12 protein-coding genes are annotated in these 14,367 nt (G+C 70.4%); 7 read left to right on the top strand and 5 right to left on the bottom strand.

Annotated elements, in window-relative coordinates; all coding sequences use genetic code 11:
- Window positions 1-10: 10 nt before the first annotated feature.
- Complete coding sequence (locus R0146_RS05145) at window positions 11-1,360, bottom strand: FUSC family protein (RefSeq protein ID WP_317691790.1); 1,350 nt, start codon at window positions 1,358-1,360, stop codon at window positions 11-13.
- Window positions 1,361-1,527: 167 nt separating this feature from the next.
- Between R0146_RS05145 and R0146_RS05140 the strand changes: the two genes are divergently transcribed.
- The 4 genes from R0146_RS05140 (at window position 1,528) to R0146_RS05125 (ending at window position 5,941) form a co-directional block, all read left to right on the top strand.
- Window positions 1,528-2,763 carry a type III sulfide quinone reductase, selenoprotein subtype gene (locus tag R0146_RS05140; RefSeq protein WP_317691788.1) on the top strand — a complete coding sequence of 412 codons (1,236 nt, stop codon included), beginning with the start codon at window positions 1,528-1,530 and terminating at the stop codon, window positions 2,761-2,763.
- A gap of 1 nt (window position 2,764) precedes the next feature.
- Window positions 2,765-3,079: a TusE/DsrC/DsvC family sulfur relay protein gene (locus R0146_RS05135; protein WP_317691786.1), complete on the top strand. Its 315-nt coding sequence runs from the start codon at window positions 2,765-2,767 to the stop codon at window positions 3,077-3,079.
- Between the two features lie 40 nt (window positions 3,080-3,119).
- Window positions 3,120-3,788 (top strand): DsrE/DsrF/DrsH-like family protein, encoded by a 669-nt coding sequence (locus tag R0146_RS05130; protein WP_317691785.1) that lies wholly within the window; start codon window positions 3,120-3,122, stop codon window positions 3,786-3,788.
- 860 nt (window positions 3,789-4,648) lie between these two features.
- On the top strand, window positions 4,649-5,941 hold the full coding sequence (locus R0146_RS05125; RefSeq protein WP_317691784.1) for an FAD-dependent oxidoreductase: 1,293 nt from the start codon (window positions 4,649-4,651) through the stop codon (window positions 5,939-5,941).
- Between the two features lie 13 nt (window positions 5,942-5,954).
- Here the strand turns inward: R0146_RS05125 and R0146_RS05120 are convergent, their stop codons facing one another.
- On the bottom strand, window positions 5,955-7,373 hold the full coding sequence (locus R0146_RS05120) for a class II fumarate hydratase (protein ID WP_317691783.1): 1,419 nt from the start codon (window positions 7,371-7,373) through the stop codon (window positions 5,955-5,957).
- A gap of 120 nt (window positions 7,374-7,493) precedes the next feature.
- Here R0146_RS05120 and R0146_RS05115 point away from each other — a divergent pair, with 120 nt between their 5' ends.
- Entirely contained in the window at window positions 7,494-8,291 is a 798-nt protein-coding gene (locus tag R0146_RS05115; RefSeq protein ID WP_317691782.1) for a universal stress protein, read from the top strand.
- On the opposite strand, the gene R0146_RS05110 is transcribed toward R0146_RS05115, so the two are convergent.
- Window positions 8,275-9,471: a pyridoxal phosphate-dependent aminotransferase gene (locus R0146_RS05110; RefSeq protein ID WP_317691781.1), complete on the bottom strand. Its 1,197-nt coding sequence runs from the start codon at window positions 9,469-9,471 to the stop codon at window positions 8,275-8,277. The two genes, R0146_RS05115 and R0146_RS05110, sit on opposite strands and share 17 nt — an antisense overlap.
- 28 nt (window positions 9,472-9,499) lie before the next feature.
- Between R0146_RS05110 and R0146_RS05105 the strand changes: the two genes are divergently transcribed.
- Together R0146_RS05105 and R0146_RS05100 are read left to right on the top strand one after the other, a co-directional pair.
- The gene (locus tag R0146_RS05105) at window positions 9,500-10,756 is read left to right on the top strand and encodes a hypothetical protein (RefSeq protein WP_317691780.1); all 1,257 of its coding nucleotides are present in this window, start codon (window positions 9,500-9,502) and stop codon (window positions 10,754-10,756) included.
- Window positions 10,757-10,913: 157 nt separating this feature from the next.
- Entirely contained in the window at window positions 10,914-11,870 is a 957-nt protein-coding gene (locus R0146_RS05100) for a hypothetical protein (protein ID WP_317691779.1), read from the top strand.
- Window positions 11,871-12,085: 215 nt separating this feature from the next.
- Here R0146_RS05100 and gap read toward each other — a convergent pair whose 3' ends face one another.
- A complete protein-coding gene (gap, locus tag R0146_RS05095; RefSeq protein WP_317691778.1) occupies window positions 12,086-13,090 on the bottom strand; it encodes a type I glyceraldehyde-3-phosphate dehydrogenase in 1,005 nt (334 codons plus the stop codon).
- The gene (locus R0146_RS05090) at window positions 13,087-13,887 is read right to left on the bottom strand and encodes a TetR/AcrR family transcriptional regulator (RefSeq protein ID WP_317691777.1); all 801 of its coding nucleotides are present in this window, start codon (window positions 13,885-13,887) and stop codon (window positions 13,087-13,089) included. Before R0146_RS05090 ends, gap begins: the two co-directional genes overlap by 4 nt.
- Between the last annotated feature and the right edge of the window lie 480 nt (window positions 13,888-14,367).

Raw genomic sequence — 14,367 nt, 5'->3', positions numbered from 1 at the left:
CCCTCAGCCCCTACTCCTCGATCTTCGGCAGCTCCGAGGTCTGCAGCGACGCATCGGGGTCGATCCAGCCCTCGCCGTCGGGCCGGTCGGTCGGGCCGGCGAGGATCGGGATCACCCGCGGCCACAGGCCCATCGCCCGCTCCTCGGCCAGCCGATCGGCCGTACGCAGCCGTTCCTCGGCCTCCAACTCGCTGATGATCTGATGCAGCACCCCGAGGATCGACCCGCGCAGCAGCCACAGCCCCTGTTCCTTGGCCGGGTCGACGGTCATCAGATCGGTGAGCATCGCGCGGGCCTCGCCGACCTGGGTCAGCGCCTCGTCGAGTTCCCGCTCGGCATCGGCACCCGCATGGGTGACCACGGCCGCCGGGCCCCGCCGGGCGGGGCGCTCGCCCTCCACCTCGGCCTCGACGAACCGGCCGTACGCCGCGACCGCCTCGGCGAGGGTCTCCAGCACCCAGGCGAAGGCGGGCCGTACGTCCTCGCCGTAGCCGTCGTCGGGGGTCTCGTGCACCGGCGCCTCGATCGTCACCACGTGCAGCAGATTGCGGATGTCGAGGACGATCCGTTCCATCGTCTCCACGCCCAGTTCCAGCACGGGGCCCACATCGGTGGTGCCGAACGCCCGGGCATTCATCCGGCGCGCCTCCCGGGCCTCGGCCACTGCCACCCCGGCCCGCGACACCTGCGTGCTCAACGCCCGAGCCTCGGTCAGCCAGGACGCCGCGCGGGCCCGGGTGATCGGCTCGGACCGCATCGACTCGGCCACCCGGGTCAACAGCGTGGACGTGCCGCCGGCCGCCCGCCGGACCAGCCGCGCGGCCAGTCGCGACGGCACCGGGGAGGGCAGCATGACGACGAACAGGAAGCCGATCGCCGCCCCGATCAGGGTGGTGAGGACCCGGTTCTCCACCGCGACCTGCTGGCCCTGCACCGCCAGGATCAGCATCGCGCTGATCGGCGTCTCGAGGGACTGCTCGCCGAGCCGGAACACCTTCGCCGACCCGAGCGACAGCGCGACCACGATCGCCAGGCTCCACCACGACAGTCCGACGAACTGGGAGACCAGCACGGCGAGCATCACCCCGGTGACCACCGCGCCGATCCGTACGACCATGCTGCGCAGGGTGCCCAGATTGGTGCCCTGCACGACCAGCAGGGCGGTCAGTGGGCCGGTCAGGTCGGGCGGGCCCTGCACGATCGGCATGCTCGCCAGGTAGGCGAGCACGGTGGCCGTGGTGAGCCGCAGGATCCACACCCCGGTGACCCGGAGACGTCCGGGCACGTCGCGCCAGCGGCGCGGGTGGGTCGGCCACAACCACGCCACCACCGCCGATCCGAGTGCCTGCGCCCGGGACATGCCGCCAGAGTAGTGGGGCCGCCTCGAGCGTCTTTCGGCGACCCGACGACGCTCGCCGTCGACCACGGAACGGCGTCATTGCGCCGCGTCCACGGTGCACGAGATCACACCCCACAGGTTCTACGGAAGGGGTAGTACTCAGATACCCGCCGGGGTATCCTCACAGCATGAGACGGCTCCTCATCCTCGGTGCCGGTACCGCCGGCACCATGCTCGCCAACATCCTCCGTCGCGAGCTTCCTGACGACTGGTCGATCACTGTGGTCGACAAAGACAACGACCATCCGTACCAGCCGGGCTACCTCTTCATCCCGTTCGGCACCTCGACGCCCGAACGGGTGGTCAAGCCCCGTACACAGTTCCTCCCGAAGGGGGTGGACTTCGTCCAGACGGGCATCCGCAAGGTCCGCGCCGCCGACAACGAAGTCGACCTCGAGGACGGTCGTACGCTGCCGTACGACTGGCTGCTGATCGCCACCGGCGCGGTGCCCCGACCCGACCTGACCCCCGGGATGGCCGACGGCAAGCTCTGGTACAAGAAGGTCTTCGACTTCTACACCCTGGAGGGCTCCACCAGGCTCCACGATGCGCTCGAGACGTTCCAGGGCGGCAAGCTCCTGGTGCAGCTCACCGACATGCCGATCAAGTGCCCGGTCGCGCCGCTGGAGTTCGTCCTGCTGGTCGAGGACTACTTCCGCACCCGCCGGATCCGCCACAAGGTCGACATCACGTACGTCACGCCGCTGGACGGCGCCTTCACCAAGCCGATCGCCTCCCGCGAACTGGGCCACCTGCTCACCGACCGCTCGATCCGCCAGGTCACCGACTTCGCCCTGGAGCGGATCGACAACGACCGCCAGGTGCTGGTGTCGTACGACGGCCGCGAACAGCCCTTCGACCTCCTGGTCACCATCCCGCTGCACACCGGCCAGCAGTACGTCTTCGACTCGGGCCTCGGCGACGACGCCGGCTTCATCCCGGTCGACAAGAAGACCCTGCGGTCCACCGCGTACGACAACATCTTCGTGCTCGGTGACGCGAGCAACATCCCCACCTCCAAGGCCGGGGCGGTGGCCCACTTCGCGGTCGAGACGTTCGTCCCGAACTTCCTGGCGCTGATCGACGGCCGACCGATGCCCAACTCCTTCGACGGGCACGCCAACTGCTTCGTCGAGTCCGGCCGCGGCCAGGCGTTGCTGCTCGACTTCAACTACGACACCCAGCCGTTGACCGGCACCTTCCCGTTGGCCGGCGTCGGCCCGATGAAGCTGCTCGGCCGTTCCCGGCTCAACCATCTGGGCAAGCTCGCCTTCGAGCAGATCTACTGGAAGGTGCTGCTGCCCGGCCACAAGCTGCCCGTCCCGACCCTGATGTCCATGGCCGGCAAGCACGAGGAGGACTGACGTGCCCACCAACACCCTCAACGACCGTACGTTCCAGGTGAACGACGAGGGCTTCTTCACCGACCGCGACGAGTGGAGCGAGGAGCTGGCCACCGACCTGGCCCAGCTCATCGGCATCGAGATGGACGAGGAGCACTGGGCCCCGATCCGTTTCATGCGCGAGGACTCCGCGAAGAACGGGCCGACCCCCACGCTGCGCCGGATGCAGACCGTGGGCGGCTTCGACATCAAGGAGCTCTACCGCCTCTACCCCGGCAAGCCGGCCAAGAAGATGGCCTGGATCGCCGGCCTGCCCAAGCCCGTCGGCTGCGTCTAGTCGCCCGCGTCACGTCGACTGTGTCAAGGAGACCCAGATCATGACTGCCACCACCACGGAGGCCCGCACCAGCCCCGCCCGGATCCCCGACGGGTTCATCATGCCGGACTTCGGCCGTGCCCCCGCTCCTGCCGGCACCACCGCCGGCCCCGCCGGCACCACCGCCCCCGCCGAGGCGTACGCCGGAGCCACCCCCGCGTACGCCGGGCCGCGCAAGATCGCCTTCATCTGTTCCAAGGGCAATCTCGACATGGCCTACCCCGCGCTGATCATGGGCAACGCCGCCCTCAGCGAGGGCTGCGAGGTGCACATCTTCTTCACCTTCTGGGGCCTCGACATGGTCAACCAGAAGACCAACCAGAACCTGAAGTTCACCATCTCGGGCAACACCGCCATGCACATGCCGGCGTTGGGCAACGTACGTCCGGGGCTCGAGCACTTCTCGGTGCCCCAACAGCTCGGCGGCCTGCCGGGCATGGGCGCGTACGCCACGCGCTACTTCAAGAAGGAGATGGCCGAGCTCGACATCCCCGATGTCCCGGAGTTCCTCGACCTGATGGCCGCCCAGGGCGCACACCTGTACGCCTGCCGGCTGACCTTCGACATGATGAAGCTGCTCGAGGCCGATCTGCACCCGGCCGTCGAGGGCGTCATCTCGGCCGCCGACTTCATCGTGATCAGCGAGGGGGCCCAGGTCATCTTCATCTGAGGTTTCCTCTGAGGTGCGGGGCGGGGGCGCCGGGGCGTTCGACTGGCGCCCCGGCGGCGTCCTGTGCCGCGTTCGGCGTGAGGCAGGGTGCGCGACATGACGCACGGGTCCGACATGACGCACGGGTCCGACATGACGCACGGGTCCGACATGACGCACGGGTCCGACATGACGCACGGGTCCGACATGACGCACGCTGTCCGCCGCGACACACGGGTCCGAACCCCGTCGTGGACCGCACCATCACCGCCCGACCCCGGTCCTGGACCGCACCATCGCCGCCCGACCCCGGTCCTGGACCGCACCATCGCCGCTCGACCCCGGTCCTGGACCGCACCATCGCCGCCCGACCCCGGTTATGCGTTGTGCTGATGCGTTGGTGCGTGAAGACACACATGAACGCATCAGCACAACGCATGACCGCATCGCGCGGGCGGGCACGAGTGCCTGTCCGGACTCGTTGGCACGCGTTGGCATCCGCACAACCGTGCCGACCTCGGATTCGACGCCAAGGCCGCACGCCGTACCGGACTGGCACCGCCCACCGCATGCCGAGCTGACCCTCACCAGGCACGCGCGCACCCAGCGCCTCCACCACGGGTGCACCGCACATCGCGCACCGCGGCTGAACACCCATGCCTCGGACCGGCACTGCCTACCGCGGCCCCCTCACACCAGTGGCCACCCGAGGCAGCCTCACACCAGTGGCCACCCGAGGCACCTCACACCAGTGGCCACCCGAAGCAGCCTCACACCAGTGGCCACCCGAAGCAGCCTCACACCAGTGGCCACCCGAGGCACCTCACACCAGTGGCCCTGCAGGGCTGGCGGCGTGGCGTTGCCGGCCTTACATTCGCGGCGTGAGCACTGTGCGGACATCCTGCGACGTGCTGGTGGTCGGCGCCGGCATCGTCGGCCTCGCCCACGCCGCCGCGGCCCACGACCTGGGGCTCGACGTCGTCGTCATCGACCGCGACCACCGGGCCGTCGGGGAGTCCGTGCGCAACTTCGGCCACTGCTGCGTGACGGCTCAGTCCGGCGACCTGCTGGATCTCGCCCGCGTCGCCCGACAACGCTGGCTGGACCTCTCCCGCCGCGCAGGGTTCTGGGCGGTCGCCTCCGGCGGACTGGTAGCGGCGCGCAGCCCCGAGGAACTGGCGGTCCTCGAGGAGTACGCCGCGGTCCGCAGGGCTGGTGCCGAAGACAGCACCAGTGCCGAAGACAGCACCAGTTCCGAAGACAGCACCAGTGCCGGAGACAGGGCAAGTGCCAGAGGCGACACCGGATGGGGCTCCGTTCCTGCACGTGGCACTGACGCCAGGCCGGGCGCAGGCGCCGGACCAGGCCCTGATGTCGTACGTGCCGACGAGGTCGCCCTGCTCACCGCCGCCGAGACCCGTGACCGGCTCGGCGGGGCCGCCACCTCCGTCGTCGGCGGGCTCGCCCTGCACGCCGATCTGCGGGTCGATCCGCGTGAGGCGGTCGGCCGCCTCGCCGCCTGGTTGGAGGCCGACGGCGTCCGCTTCCTGTGGAACACGACCTCGCTCGGTACCGAGGGCGCGGTGACCACCACCAGCCGGGGGATGATCCGGGCCGAGCGGACGGTGACCTGTGTGGGCCCCGACCTCGACCGGCTGCTGCCACAGATCGCCGACGACGCGGGACTGGAGCGCTGCGTGCTGCAGATGACGCTGCTCGCCGATCCCGGCCTCCGGATCGGGCCGGCGGTGCTCAGCGGCACCTCCTTGCTGCACTACGCCGCGTTCGCCGATCTGGCCACGCTCACGCCGCTGCGCGCCCGTCTGGCGGAGCGGCGCCCCGACCTGCTGGCGATCGAGGCGAACGTCATGGCCACCCAGCGGCCCGACGGGACGATTCTCGCCGGCGACACGCACACGTACGCTCCGACGCCGACGCCCTTCCTCGACGAGGGTGCGACCGACCTGGTGCTGGCCGAGGTCACCGACCTCCTCGGACTGGGTGCGCCCCGGGTCCTGCAGCGGTGGCGTGGCGTCCACGCCCAGGGCCCTGACCCGTACCTGCTGGTCGACCGAGGCGACGGGCACCTCGTCTGCGCCGTCACGGACACCGTCGGCATGACCATCGCCTTCGGCCTCGCCGCGCGCACCTTCCCACCGCCGCGCGCGGCGTGACCGACGACCGGCGTCACTCCGACGGTACGATCCCCTCCGGACGGACCGTCATCGCCAGCACGTCCAGCGCCTCGTCCAGTTGCTGCTCGGTCAGCAGCCCCCGGTCGACGAAACCCTGCTCCAGCACCACCTGGCGGATCGTCTTGTTCTCCTTCAGTGCGGTCTTCGCGACCGTCGCGGCGTGCTCGTAACCGATCCAGCGGTTCAGCGGCGTGACGATCGAGGCGGACGACTCGGCGTACGTCCGGCAGCGCTCGACGTCGGCGACGATCCCGGCGACCGTACGGTCCGCGAAGAGCCGCGACACGTTGGCCAACAGCCGGATCGACTGGAGCAGGTTGTTGCCCATCATCGGGATCATCACGTTGAGCTCGAAGACACCGGTCGTGCCGGCGTACGCCACCGCCGCATCGTTGCCGATCACCTGGCCGCCGACCTGGATCATCGCCTCGCAGAGCACCGGATTGACCTTGCCCGGCATGATCGACGACCCGGGCTGCAGGTCCGGCAGGTGGATCTCGGCCAGGCCGGCGCGCGGGCCGGACCCCATCCAGCGGATGTCGTTGGCGATCTTGGTCAGCGACACCGCGATGGTCCGCAGCACGCCGGACGCCTCGACCAGCCCGTCGCGCGCCGACTGGGCCTCGAAGTGGTTGCGGGCCTCGCGCAGCGGCAGGTCGGTCTCCCGGGCCAGCGCGGTGATCACCTTCTGGGCGAAGCCGGGCGGGGTGTTGATCCCGGTCCCGACGGCGGTGCCGCCCAGCGGCAGCTCGGCGACCCGATCCAGGCACGCCCAGATCCGCTCGATGCCGAGGTTGACCTGGGTGGCATAGCCGCCGAACTCCTGGCCGAGCGTCACCGGGGTGGCGTCCATCAGGTGCGTACGCCCCGACTTCACCACGGTGCTGAACTCTTCCGCCTTCCCGGACAGCACCGTCGCCAGGTGCTGCAGCGCCGGATAGAGCTGGTGCTTCAGCGCCCAGGCGACGGCCACGTGCACCGCGGTCGGGAAGACGTCGTTGGACGACTGGGAGGCGTTGACGTGGTCGTTGGGGTGCACCCGGCGGCCCAGCCGGTGCGACGCCAGGGTGGCCAGCACCTCGTTGGTGTTCATGTTCGAGGAGGTGCCCGAGCCGGTCTGGAAGACGTCGACCGGGAACTCGCCGAGGTGCTCCCCGCCGATGATCTCGTCCGCGGCGTCACGGATCGCCAGAGCGGTGTCGGGGTCAAGCACGCCGAGCGACTGGTTGGCGCCCGCGGCGGCCTTCTTCACCCGGGCGAGGGCGACGACGAGGGCGGGTTCGAGAGTGCTGCCGGAGATCGGGAAGTTCTCGACGGCGCGCTGGGTCTGGGCCTGGTAGAGCGCCCGGGCGGGCACCTTCACTTCGCCCATGGTGTCGTGTTCGATGCGGAAGTCATCGGTGTCACTCATGGCACCAGTGTCTCTCCCGGAGTCCCACCGCTTCATCGGACCGTACGGCTTCATCGGACCGTACGGCTTCATCGGACCGTACGGCCGCTCCGGGCGCATCCGGACTCCTAGACTGGGGCCATGTCCGAAGGCACCAGCGGTTCCCGTCCTGTCATCGTGGGCTACGACTCCTCCGAGATGGCCAGCGGGGCGGTGTTGTGGGCCGCCGGCACCGCGGAGCGGCTCGGGCTCCCCCTGACCGTGCTGTCGGCCCGGGAGAACGAGGCGGCGCCACTGCGCAGCGCCGAGGCGGTGCAGCGGGTGCACCAGACCCATCCCGCGCTGGCCGTCACCGGTGTGGACCGCACCGGCTCCGGTGCCGGGGTGATGGTGCGGGCCGGTGACGAGGCCGCCATGCTGGTGCTCGGCAACCGTGGCCGTGGCCGGATCACCTCGGCCCTGCTCGGCACCGTCTCGATGACCACCGCCCAGCACGCCGCCTGCCCGGTCGTCATCGTCCACGGCGACGACGTCACCGACGCCGCGCCGACCTCGGTCGTGGTGGGGGCTGACGGTTCGACGTCGAGCACCGCGGCGCTGGACTTCGCCCTCGATCTGGTCGCCGACGGCGGCACCGTCACGCTGATGCTGTGCTGGTCGACGATGCCGCAGGACTCGACCGACCCGGTCCCCGCAGTGGCGCACGCAATGCTGGAGCAGACCCTTGCGGGGCGTACGAGGCCCGGGGTCACCATCGACCTGCAGGCGCGTCCCGGCCATCCCCGCGACGTCCTGGTCAAGGCCAGCGAGAAGGCCGATCTGCTCGTCGTCGGCCGCCGTGGTCAGGAGGGCTTCAAGGGACTGAAGCTCGGCAGCGTCGCCCAGCACGCACTGTACGGCGCGAAGTGCCCGGTCGCCGTGGTCACGCCGGTCCGCTGACGCCCGGTCCGGCCAGACCCTCCTGGAACGTACGGATCCGGCGCAACGCCTCGGCCACGGCGGGCGCCCCGGCCGACAGCGACAACCGGATCGTCCGGTCCCCGTGGAGACTGTCGAAGTCCAGCCCCGGGGTGACGGCGACGTGCTGCTGGTCCAGCAGCGCCGCGCACCACTCGCGCGAGCCGGCGTACGGCCCGAGCACCGGACTGATGTCGGCGTAGAGATAGAACGCGCCGTCCGGCGGGGCGACGGTGCCCCAGCCCATGTCGACGCCCAGGGCCACCTTGCGGGCGGCGGCGAAGTCGGCGACGGCGCGGTCGGCCGCGGCGTACGCCTCGGGGGTGAACGCCTCGACGGCCGCCCACTGCGCCGGGGCTGGCGCGCAGAGGAAGAGATTGCCGGTGAGCCGGTCGACCGGATCGACCAGGTCCTCGGGCAACAGCATCCAGCCGAGCCGCCAGCCGGTCATCGACCAGTACTTCGAGAACGAGGAGATGACCACCGCCGACGGGTCGTACGTCCAGGCGCACTCGCCACGGCTGCCGGTGAAGCTGATCCCGTGGTAGATCTCGTCGCTGATCAGCCGGACGTCGTTCTCCCGGCACCAGGTGGCGAGCGCGGCCATCCGCGCCGCGTCGAGCATCGTCCCGGTGGGGTTGGCCGGCGAGGCGAGCACCACGCCGGCCAGCGGCGACTCGGCGTGGGCGGCGGCAAGCAGTTCGGGGGTGGGCTGGAACCGTTCGGCCGGGCCACAGTCCAGCTCGACCACCTCGCAGCCGAGCGCGCGCAGGTCGTTGGTGTACGCCGGGTACGTCGGCCGTCCCACCGCCACCCGGTCCCCGACGTCGAAGCAGGCCAGGAAGGCCAGCAGGAACGCGCCCGACGAGCCGATGGTGACGCACACCCGCGCCGGGTCGACGTCGACGCCGTACCAGTCGGCGTAGTGCCGTGCGATCGCCGCCCGCAGCGGCCCGAGCCCGAAGCCGGGCGTGTAGCCCAGGTCGGTGCCGTCGGTCGCCACCTGCGCCAGCCGCGCCCGGACCGGCCGAGGGGCTCCCTGACAGGGTTCACCGACGCTGAGCAGCAGAACGTCCTGACCCGCCGCCTGCATCGTGGCAACCTTCTGTTGGATGGTCATCACCTCGAAGGCCTGGATGCCCGAACGCCGGGAGATCTTCATGCAGCGACCTTAGACCCAGGGGGTGAGGATGCGGATCAACGAGCAGCTCACCGCGGTCGAGGCCACCGTCCTTGCCCTGGCGGGCCGACTGTTGCCCCGGCCGAGCGACGCGCACCCGACGCTGCTGGCGATCGCTGAGGCGCTGGGCGGGCCGCCGCACGAGGTGCACGGGCCACAGGCGCGGTTCCGCTGGTTGCTCGACGACGTGATGGTCGAGGCAGGGGTCGACCGGTTCTACGACGAGTGGGAGATCGGCGTCCGCGCCTTCCCGTACGAACCTGACGTCAGTCGACGGGAACGGCAGGCTTTCGAGGCGGCCGGTCCGGAGCTGTCCCCGCCCTACCTGTGGTCCTTCTCCCCCGCGGAGGGACCGGCGCCGGCCTGGCAGCCGGGGCCGTTCCAGCTGCCGACCTGGTCGGACGTGGCGACCGAGATCGGCTTCCTGCTGGCCCTGCTGCCCACCGATCTGGCGACGATCCCGCCGTCGTGGTTCGGCCAGCCGGTGGTGCTCGGCAGCCGTCTGGGAGGTCGGGAGGTCACCGCCCGGGCCGACTCGGACAGCCTGACGATCAGCGTCGACGGCATGGAGGCGACCCTCGATCCGGAGCAGGCCCGGCGCGCCGGCAAGGTCATCGGGCGGGTCTGGGCGACCAGCTACCGCGACCACCGGCCCGGCGACCTGACGATCGACGTCAGTCCGACCAGCCCGCCGTTCCGACTGTTGCCGGCCCCGGGCGGTGAGCCACCGGCCGGGCCGGACGGCACGGTCGTGCCGGAGCAGCCGCCCGAACCGGCCACCGTCATCGACCTGCTGCCGTTCACCGCCCCGGTCCCCGCCGTCGAGCCGTCGCCCCGGACGAGGGGCGCCTATCTGACGGCGTACGTCTCGCCGGAGGAGACGGTCGGGCTGATCGACGAGGTGGTGCGGGTGGGCGTGGCCCGCTTCATCGAGCACCACGAGCTGGTCGCCGCGGCGAACCGCTACGGCATCCCCGAGCTGCGGTCGGGGGCGGGCTGGCGGGTCCGGGTGCGGGCCGGGACCATCGACCTGACGGTGCTGGAGGCCTGGCGGTCGGCCGGCGCCGTCCGCACGTATGCCGGGGAGCTGCTGGGCCTGTTGGCCGTGGCGTACGGCGAGCCGTGGGGCTGCGCATGCGACTCCCGCGGTCGGGTCAACCGGACCTGGCGGATCGACGACCTCGCCGTACGGGCCGGATCGTCCGGGACCGCGGTGGTGATCGAGGTGACCCACTTCGCCGACCTGATCGTCTACCACTTCGGCTGACGCCGTTCCATTTCCGCTACTCACCGGGGGTATCAGCGGGTTCGCGGCGACCTAGCCTGGTCCACCGAGCGTCGTCCCAGCGTTGCCGTGTCCCTCCCACACGACTCGACCCGATGACATCCGTTCGTCCCGTCAGTCGTCCTCCAGGAGGTCCGTCGTGTTCACGCTCGCCGACACACCGGTGAAATTCATCGTCCTGTTCGTCCTGTTCGTGTGGTGCACCGCGTGGTCGGTCTACGAACTGACCCGCCCGCAGGATCGATCCCAGCGGGTGTCCAATGTGCTGCACCTGGTGATGTCCCTTGTCATGGTGCTGATGGTGTCGACGGTGACCTGGAAGCCGTTCGTCGGCCTGGTCACCGGCCCGGTGCTGATCGCGGTCTTCGGCCTCGCCACCGCCTGGTTCGTCGGGCTGGCGGTGGCCCGGCGTGGGACGCGCGGCCACTTCTTCGGCCACGCCGCGATGTTCGGCGCGATGGCCTGGCACCTGGTCGGCATGGTGACGAAGATGCCGCTGATGGCCGCGAGCATGCAGCAGGGCTCCATGGCGGGCATGCAGCACGGCGGAGCGCAGCCGGGCGCCGCGATGGGCGGCATGCAGCAGGGCATGGGCGGCATGGGCACGTCCGGCATGACGGGCATGACCGGCATGGGCAGCATGGGCGGCATGACTCCCGTCCAGGCGGCCTCGCAGCCGGGCGGCTCGATGTGGATCATCGCCCTGGTCGGCATCCCATTCATGGTCTACCTACTGATCGCCGCGGTCCGGGAGCTCGTCGCGGCCGTACGCCCCGCGGTGGCCGGCCACGAGCACGTCCACACCGACGCCACGGCCACCTCCGCCGCCACCGCTATTGGCACCGCCACCAAGGACACAGACGCGGGCGCGGCCGGCTCCGCCGTCGGACACGGCTCGACGCAGACGATGCCCGCCACCCGCACTGTCGAACAGACCGCCGCCGCTGCGGCCACCTGCCACGAGGTGCGTCCGGTCGGGTCGGCCGCCTTCCGGCTGTCCGCTCTGGCCGGCTTCGCGATGAACTTCGGCATGTTCTGGATGTCGACCGGCCTGCTCACGCCGATCCTGCCGTGGATGAAGCTGCTGTCCTTCTGAGCACAGCTGTCCAGATGAGACAGCTGTCCAGATGACAACAGCCGAGCTGCCGGGTGGCCCTGCAACGGCGCAGGCCTGCTGAGCCCGGCCCGTAGGATCCGGCGTCCCGTCGCGGTTGTCACCGCGACGGGACGCCGGATCGTTGTTGTCAAGGACAGCTCACCGTACGGGCACCGGTCACCTGGCGGGTGCCGACGCCGACGGACGCCGTACGGTCAGAGCGCCTGGCCGATCCGCTCGGAGAACTCCACGAGCCGGTTGGAGAAGCCCCACTCGTTGTCGTACCAACCGAGCACCTTGACCTGGCGGCCGACGGCCTGGGTCAGCGGGGCGTCGTAGATCGACGAGTGCGGGTTGCCGACGATGTCGTGCGACACCAGCGGCGCCTCCGAGTACTGGAGCACGTGGGACATCGGGCCGTTCGCGGCGGCCTCCCGGAACGCGGCGTTGACCTCCTCGACGGTCGCTTCCCGATTCAGTACGACGGTCAGGTCGGTGATCGAGCCCACCGGCACCGGCACCCGCAGTGCGAATCCGGTCAGCCGTCCGTCGAGCTCGGGGATGACCTTGCCGATCGCCTTCGCGGCGCCCGAGGAGGTCGGGATGGTCGACACGGCTGCGGCGCGCGCCCGACGCAGATCCTTGTGCGGGGCGTCGTGCAGGCGCTGGTCGCCGGTGTAGGCGTGCACCGTGGTCATCAGGCCGCTCTCGACGCCGAAGGTGTCGTTGAGCACCTTGGCGAGCGGGGCGAGGGAGTTCGTCGTGCAGGAGCCGTTGGAGAAGACGTCACTGGCCGCCGGGTCGAGGGTGTCGTCGTTCACGCCGAGCACGAACGTCGGCACGTCGCCCTTCGCCGGGGCGGAGATGATGACCTTGCGGGCACCACCCTCCAGATGCGCCAGCGCCTTGCCGCCGTCGGTGAAGTGCCCGGTGGACTCGATCACCACGTCGGCGCCGACGTCGCCCCAGGGGATGCCGGCCGGGTGCGCCTCGGAGAACACCCGCACCACGTGGTCACCGACCCGCAAGTCGCCACCGTGGACGGAGACGTCGTCGAGATGACCGCTGACCGAGTCCCACTCGAGGAGGGTGGCCAGCGTGTCGGCGTCGGTGAGGTCGTTGACGGCGACCACCTCGACGTCGGCGTTGTTGGCGAGCGCGGCGCGCAGGTAGGTGCGGCCGATCCGGCCGAATCCGTTGATACCGATACGTACGGTCATGGCCGTACCTTTCTGTGGGTAGGGGTGGTGGGAGTAGGGGCGCTGGGGGCAGAGGTGTCCGGGGCGTCCTGGCTCGGAGCGACCGGGACCGGAGCGCCGGCGGCCGGAGTGGTGGCAGGCGCGACCGGCACCGGCGCGACGGGGACCGGGGTGCCGACGGTCGGAGGGTCGGCGGTCGGAGTGTCGGCGGTCGGAGTGTCGGCGGGCGCGACGGAAACGGGCGCCGCCGCCCGCAACAGGTCCACCGCGCCGGCGATCGCCTCGTCGTACGGGGCGCGGTCCTGCTGGGCGATGGCGAGCACGTAGCCGCCCTGGATGGTGGCCTGAAGGAGCGAGGCGATCCGGTCGGGATCGAGGTCGTCGCGCAGCTCCCCGGCGTCGATCGCCTCACGGATCACGCCGACCAGGACGACGTGCACCCGCTCGAAGGCGTCGGCGACCGGGGCGAGCAGGCCCGGATCGGCGGCGACCAGCGGGTCCTGGGTCATCCGGCCGACCTTGCAGCCCTTGAGGGCCTCGCGCGGCTTGGTCATGTGCACCGCGAGCTTCTCCAGCGGGTCGCCCGGGGCGCTGAGCGGGTCCTCGGTGTCGGGCAGCAACTCCTGGCAGTTACGTTCCAGCGCGGCCAGGGCGAGGTCTCGCTTGCTCGGGAAGTGGTGGTACATGCTGCCCTGCCCGACACCGGAGCGGGCACGGACCTCACGGGGACTGGTGGCGGCGTAGCCGCGTTCCCACATCAGCTCGCTCATCGCCACGATGAGCCGTTCCCGTGAGTCGCCCCGTTCCCGCGTATCCATGGTTCGAGTGTACATACCTCTAGGTACAGAGGCGAGGGGGGAGGCGGAGGTACAGGGGCGAGGGTGCGACGATCAATCATCCACTCGGCATGACCCGTCGAGCGACGGGAACACGTGAGGAACCGCGACCGACGTCGCGACCGGGACCCGACGGGGACAAGAGAGGCTGGTCTGGCTCGGAACAGCAGCTGCCGCTGCACCGGCTCAGACACATTCGACGACCTCTGCACTTCGCCCGTGCAGAGGTGTCTGTCATTCAGCACGAACGCGTGGGTGAGGTGAAGAGCCGAGCGTTTGTACGAGTCAAGTCCCTTGGCGGGGTGAGTCGTGTGGGGTGGGGTGAGTCCCTCGGCGGGGTGAGTCGTTTCGCTGGAGGGAATCCTGTGGCCCGGAGGGCGTCCTTGAGTGTCGGGTGCGGGGATGGGTCACCGTGGATTCGGAGTGACGACCGTGACACCTTGAAGGATGCCCACGATGATC

It is taken from the genome of Raineyella sp. LH-20 (genome assembly GCF_033110965.1).
In the GTDB taxonomy this organism is placed as follows: Bacteria; Actinomycetota; Actinomycetes; order Propionibacteriales; family Propionibacteriaceae; genus Raineyella.
Note: the sequence above shows the minus strand (reverse complement) of the source record. Positions and strands in the feature narration are given on the sequence as shown.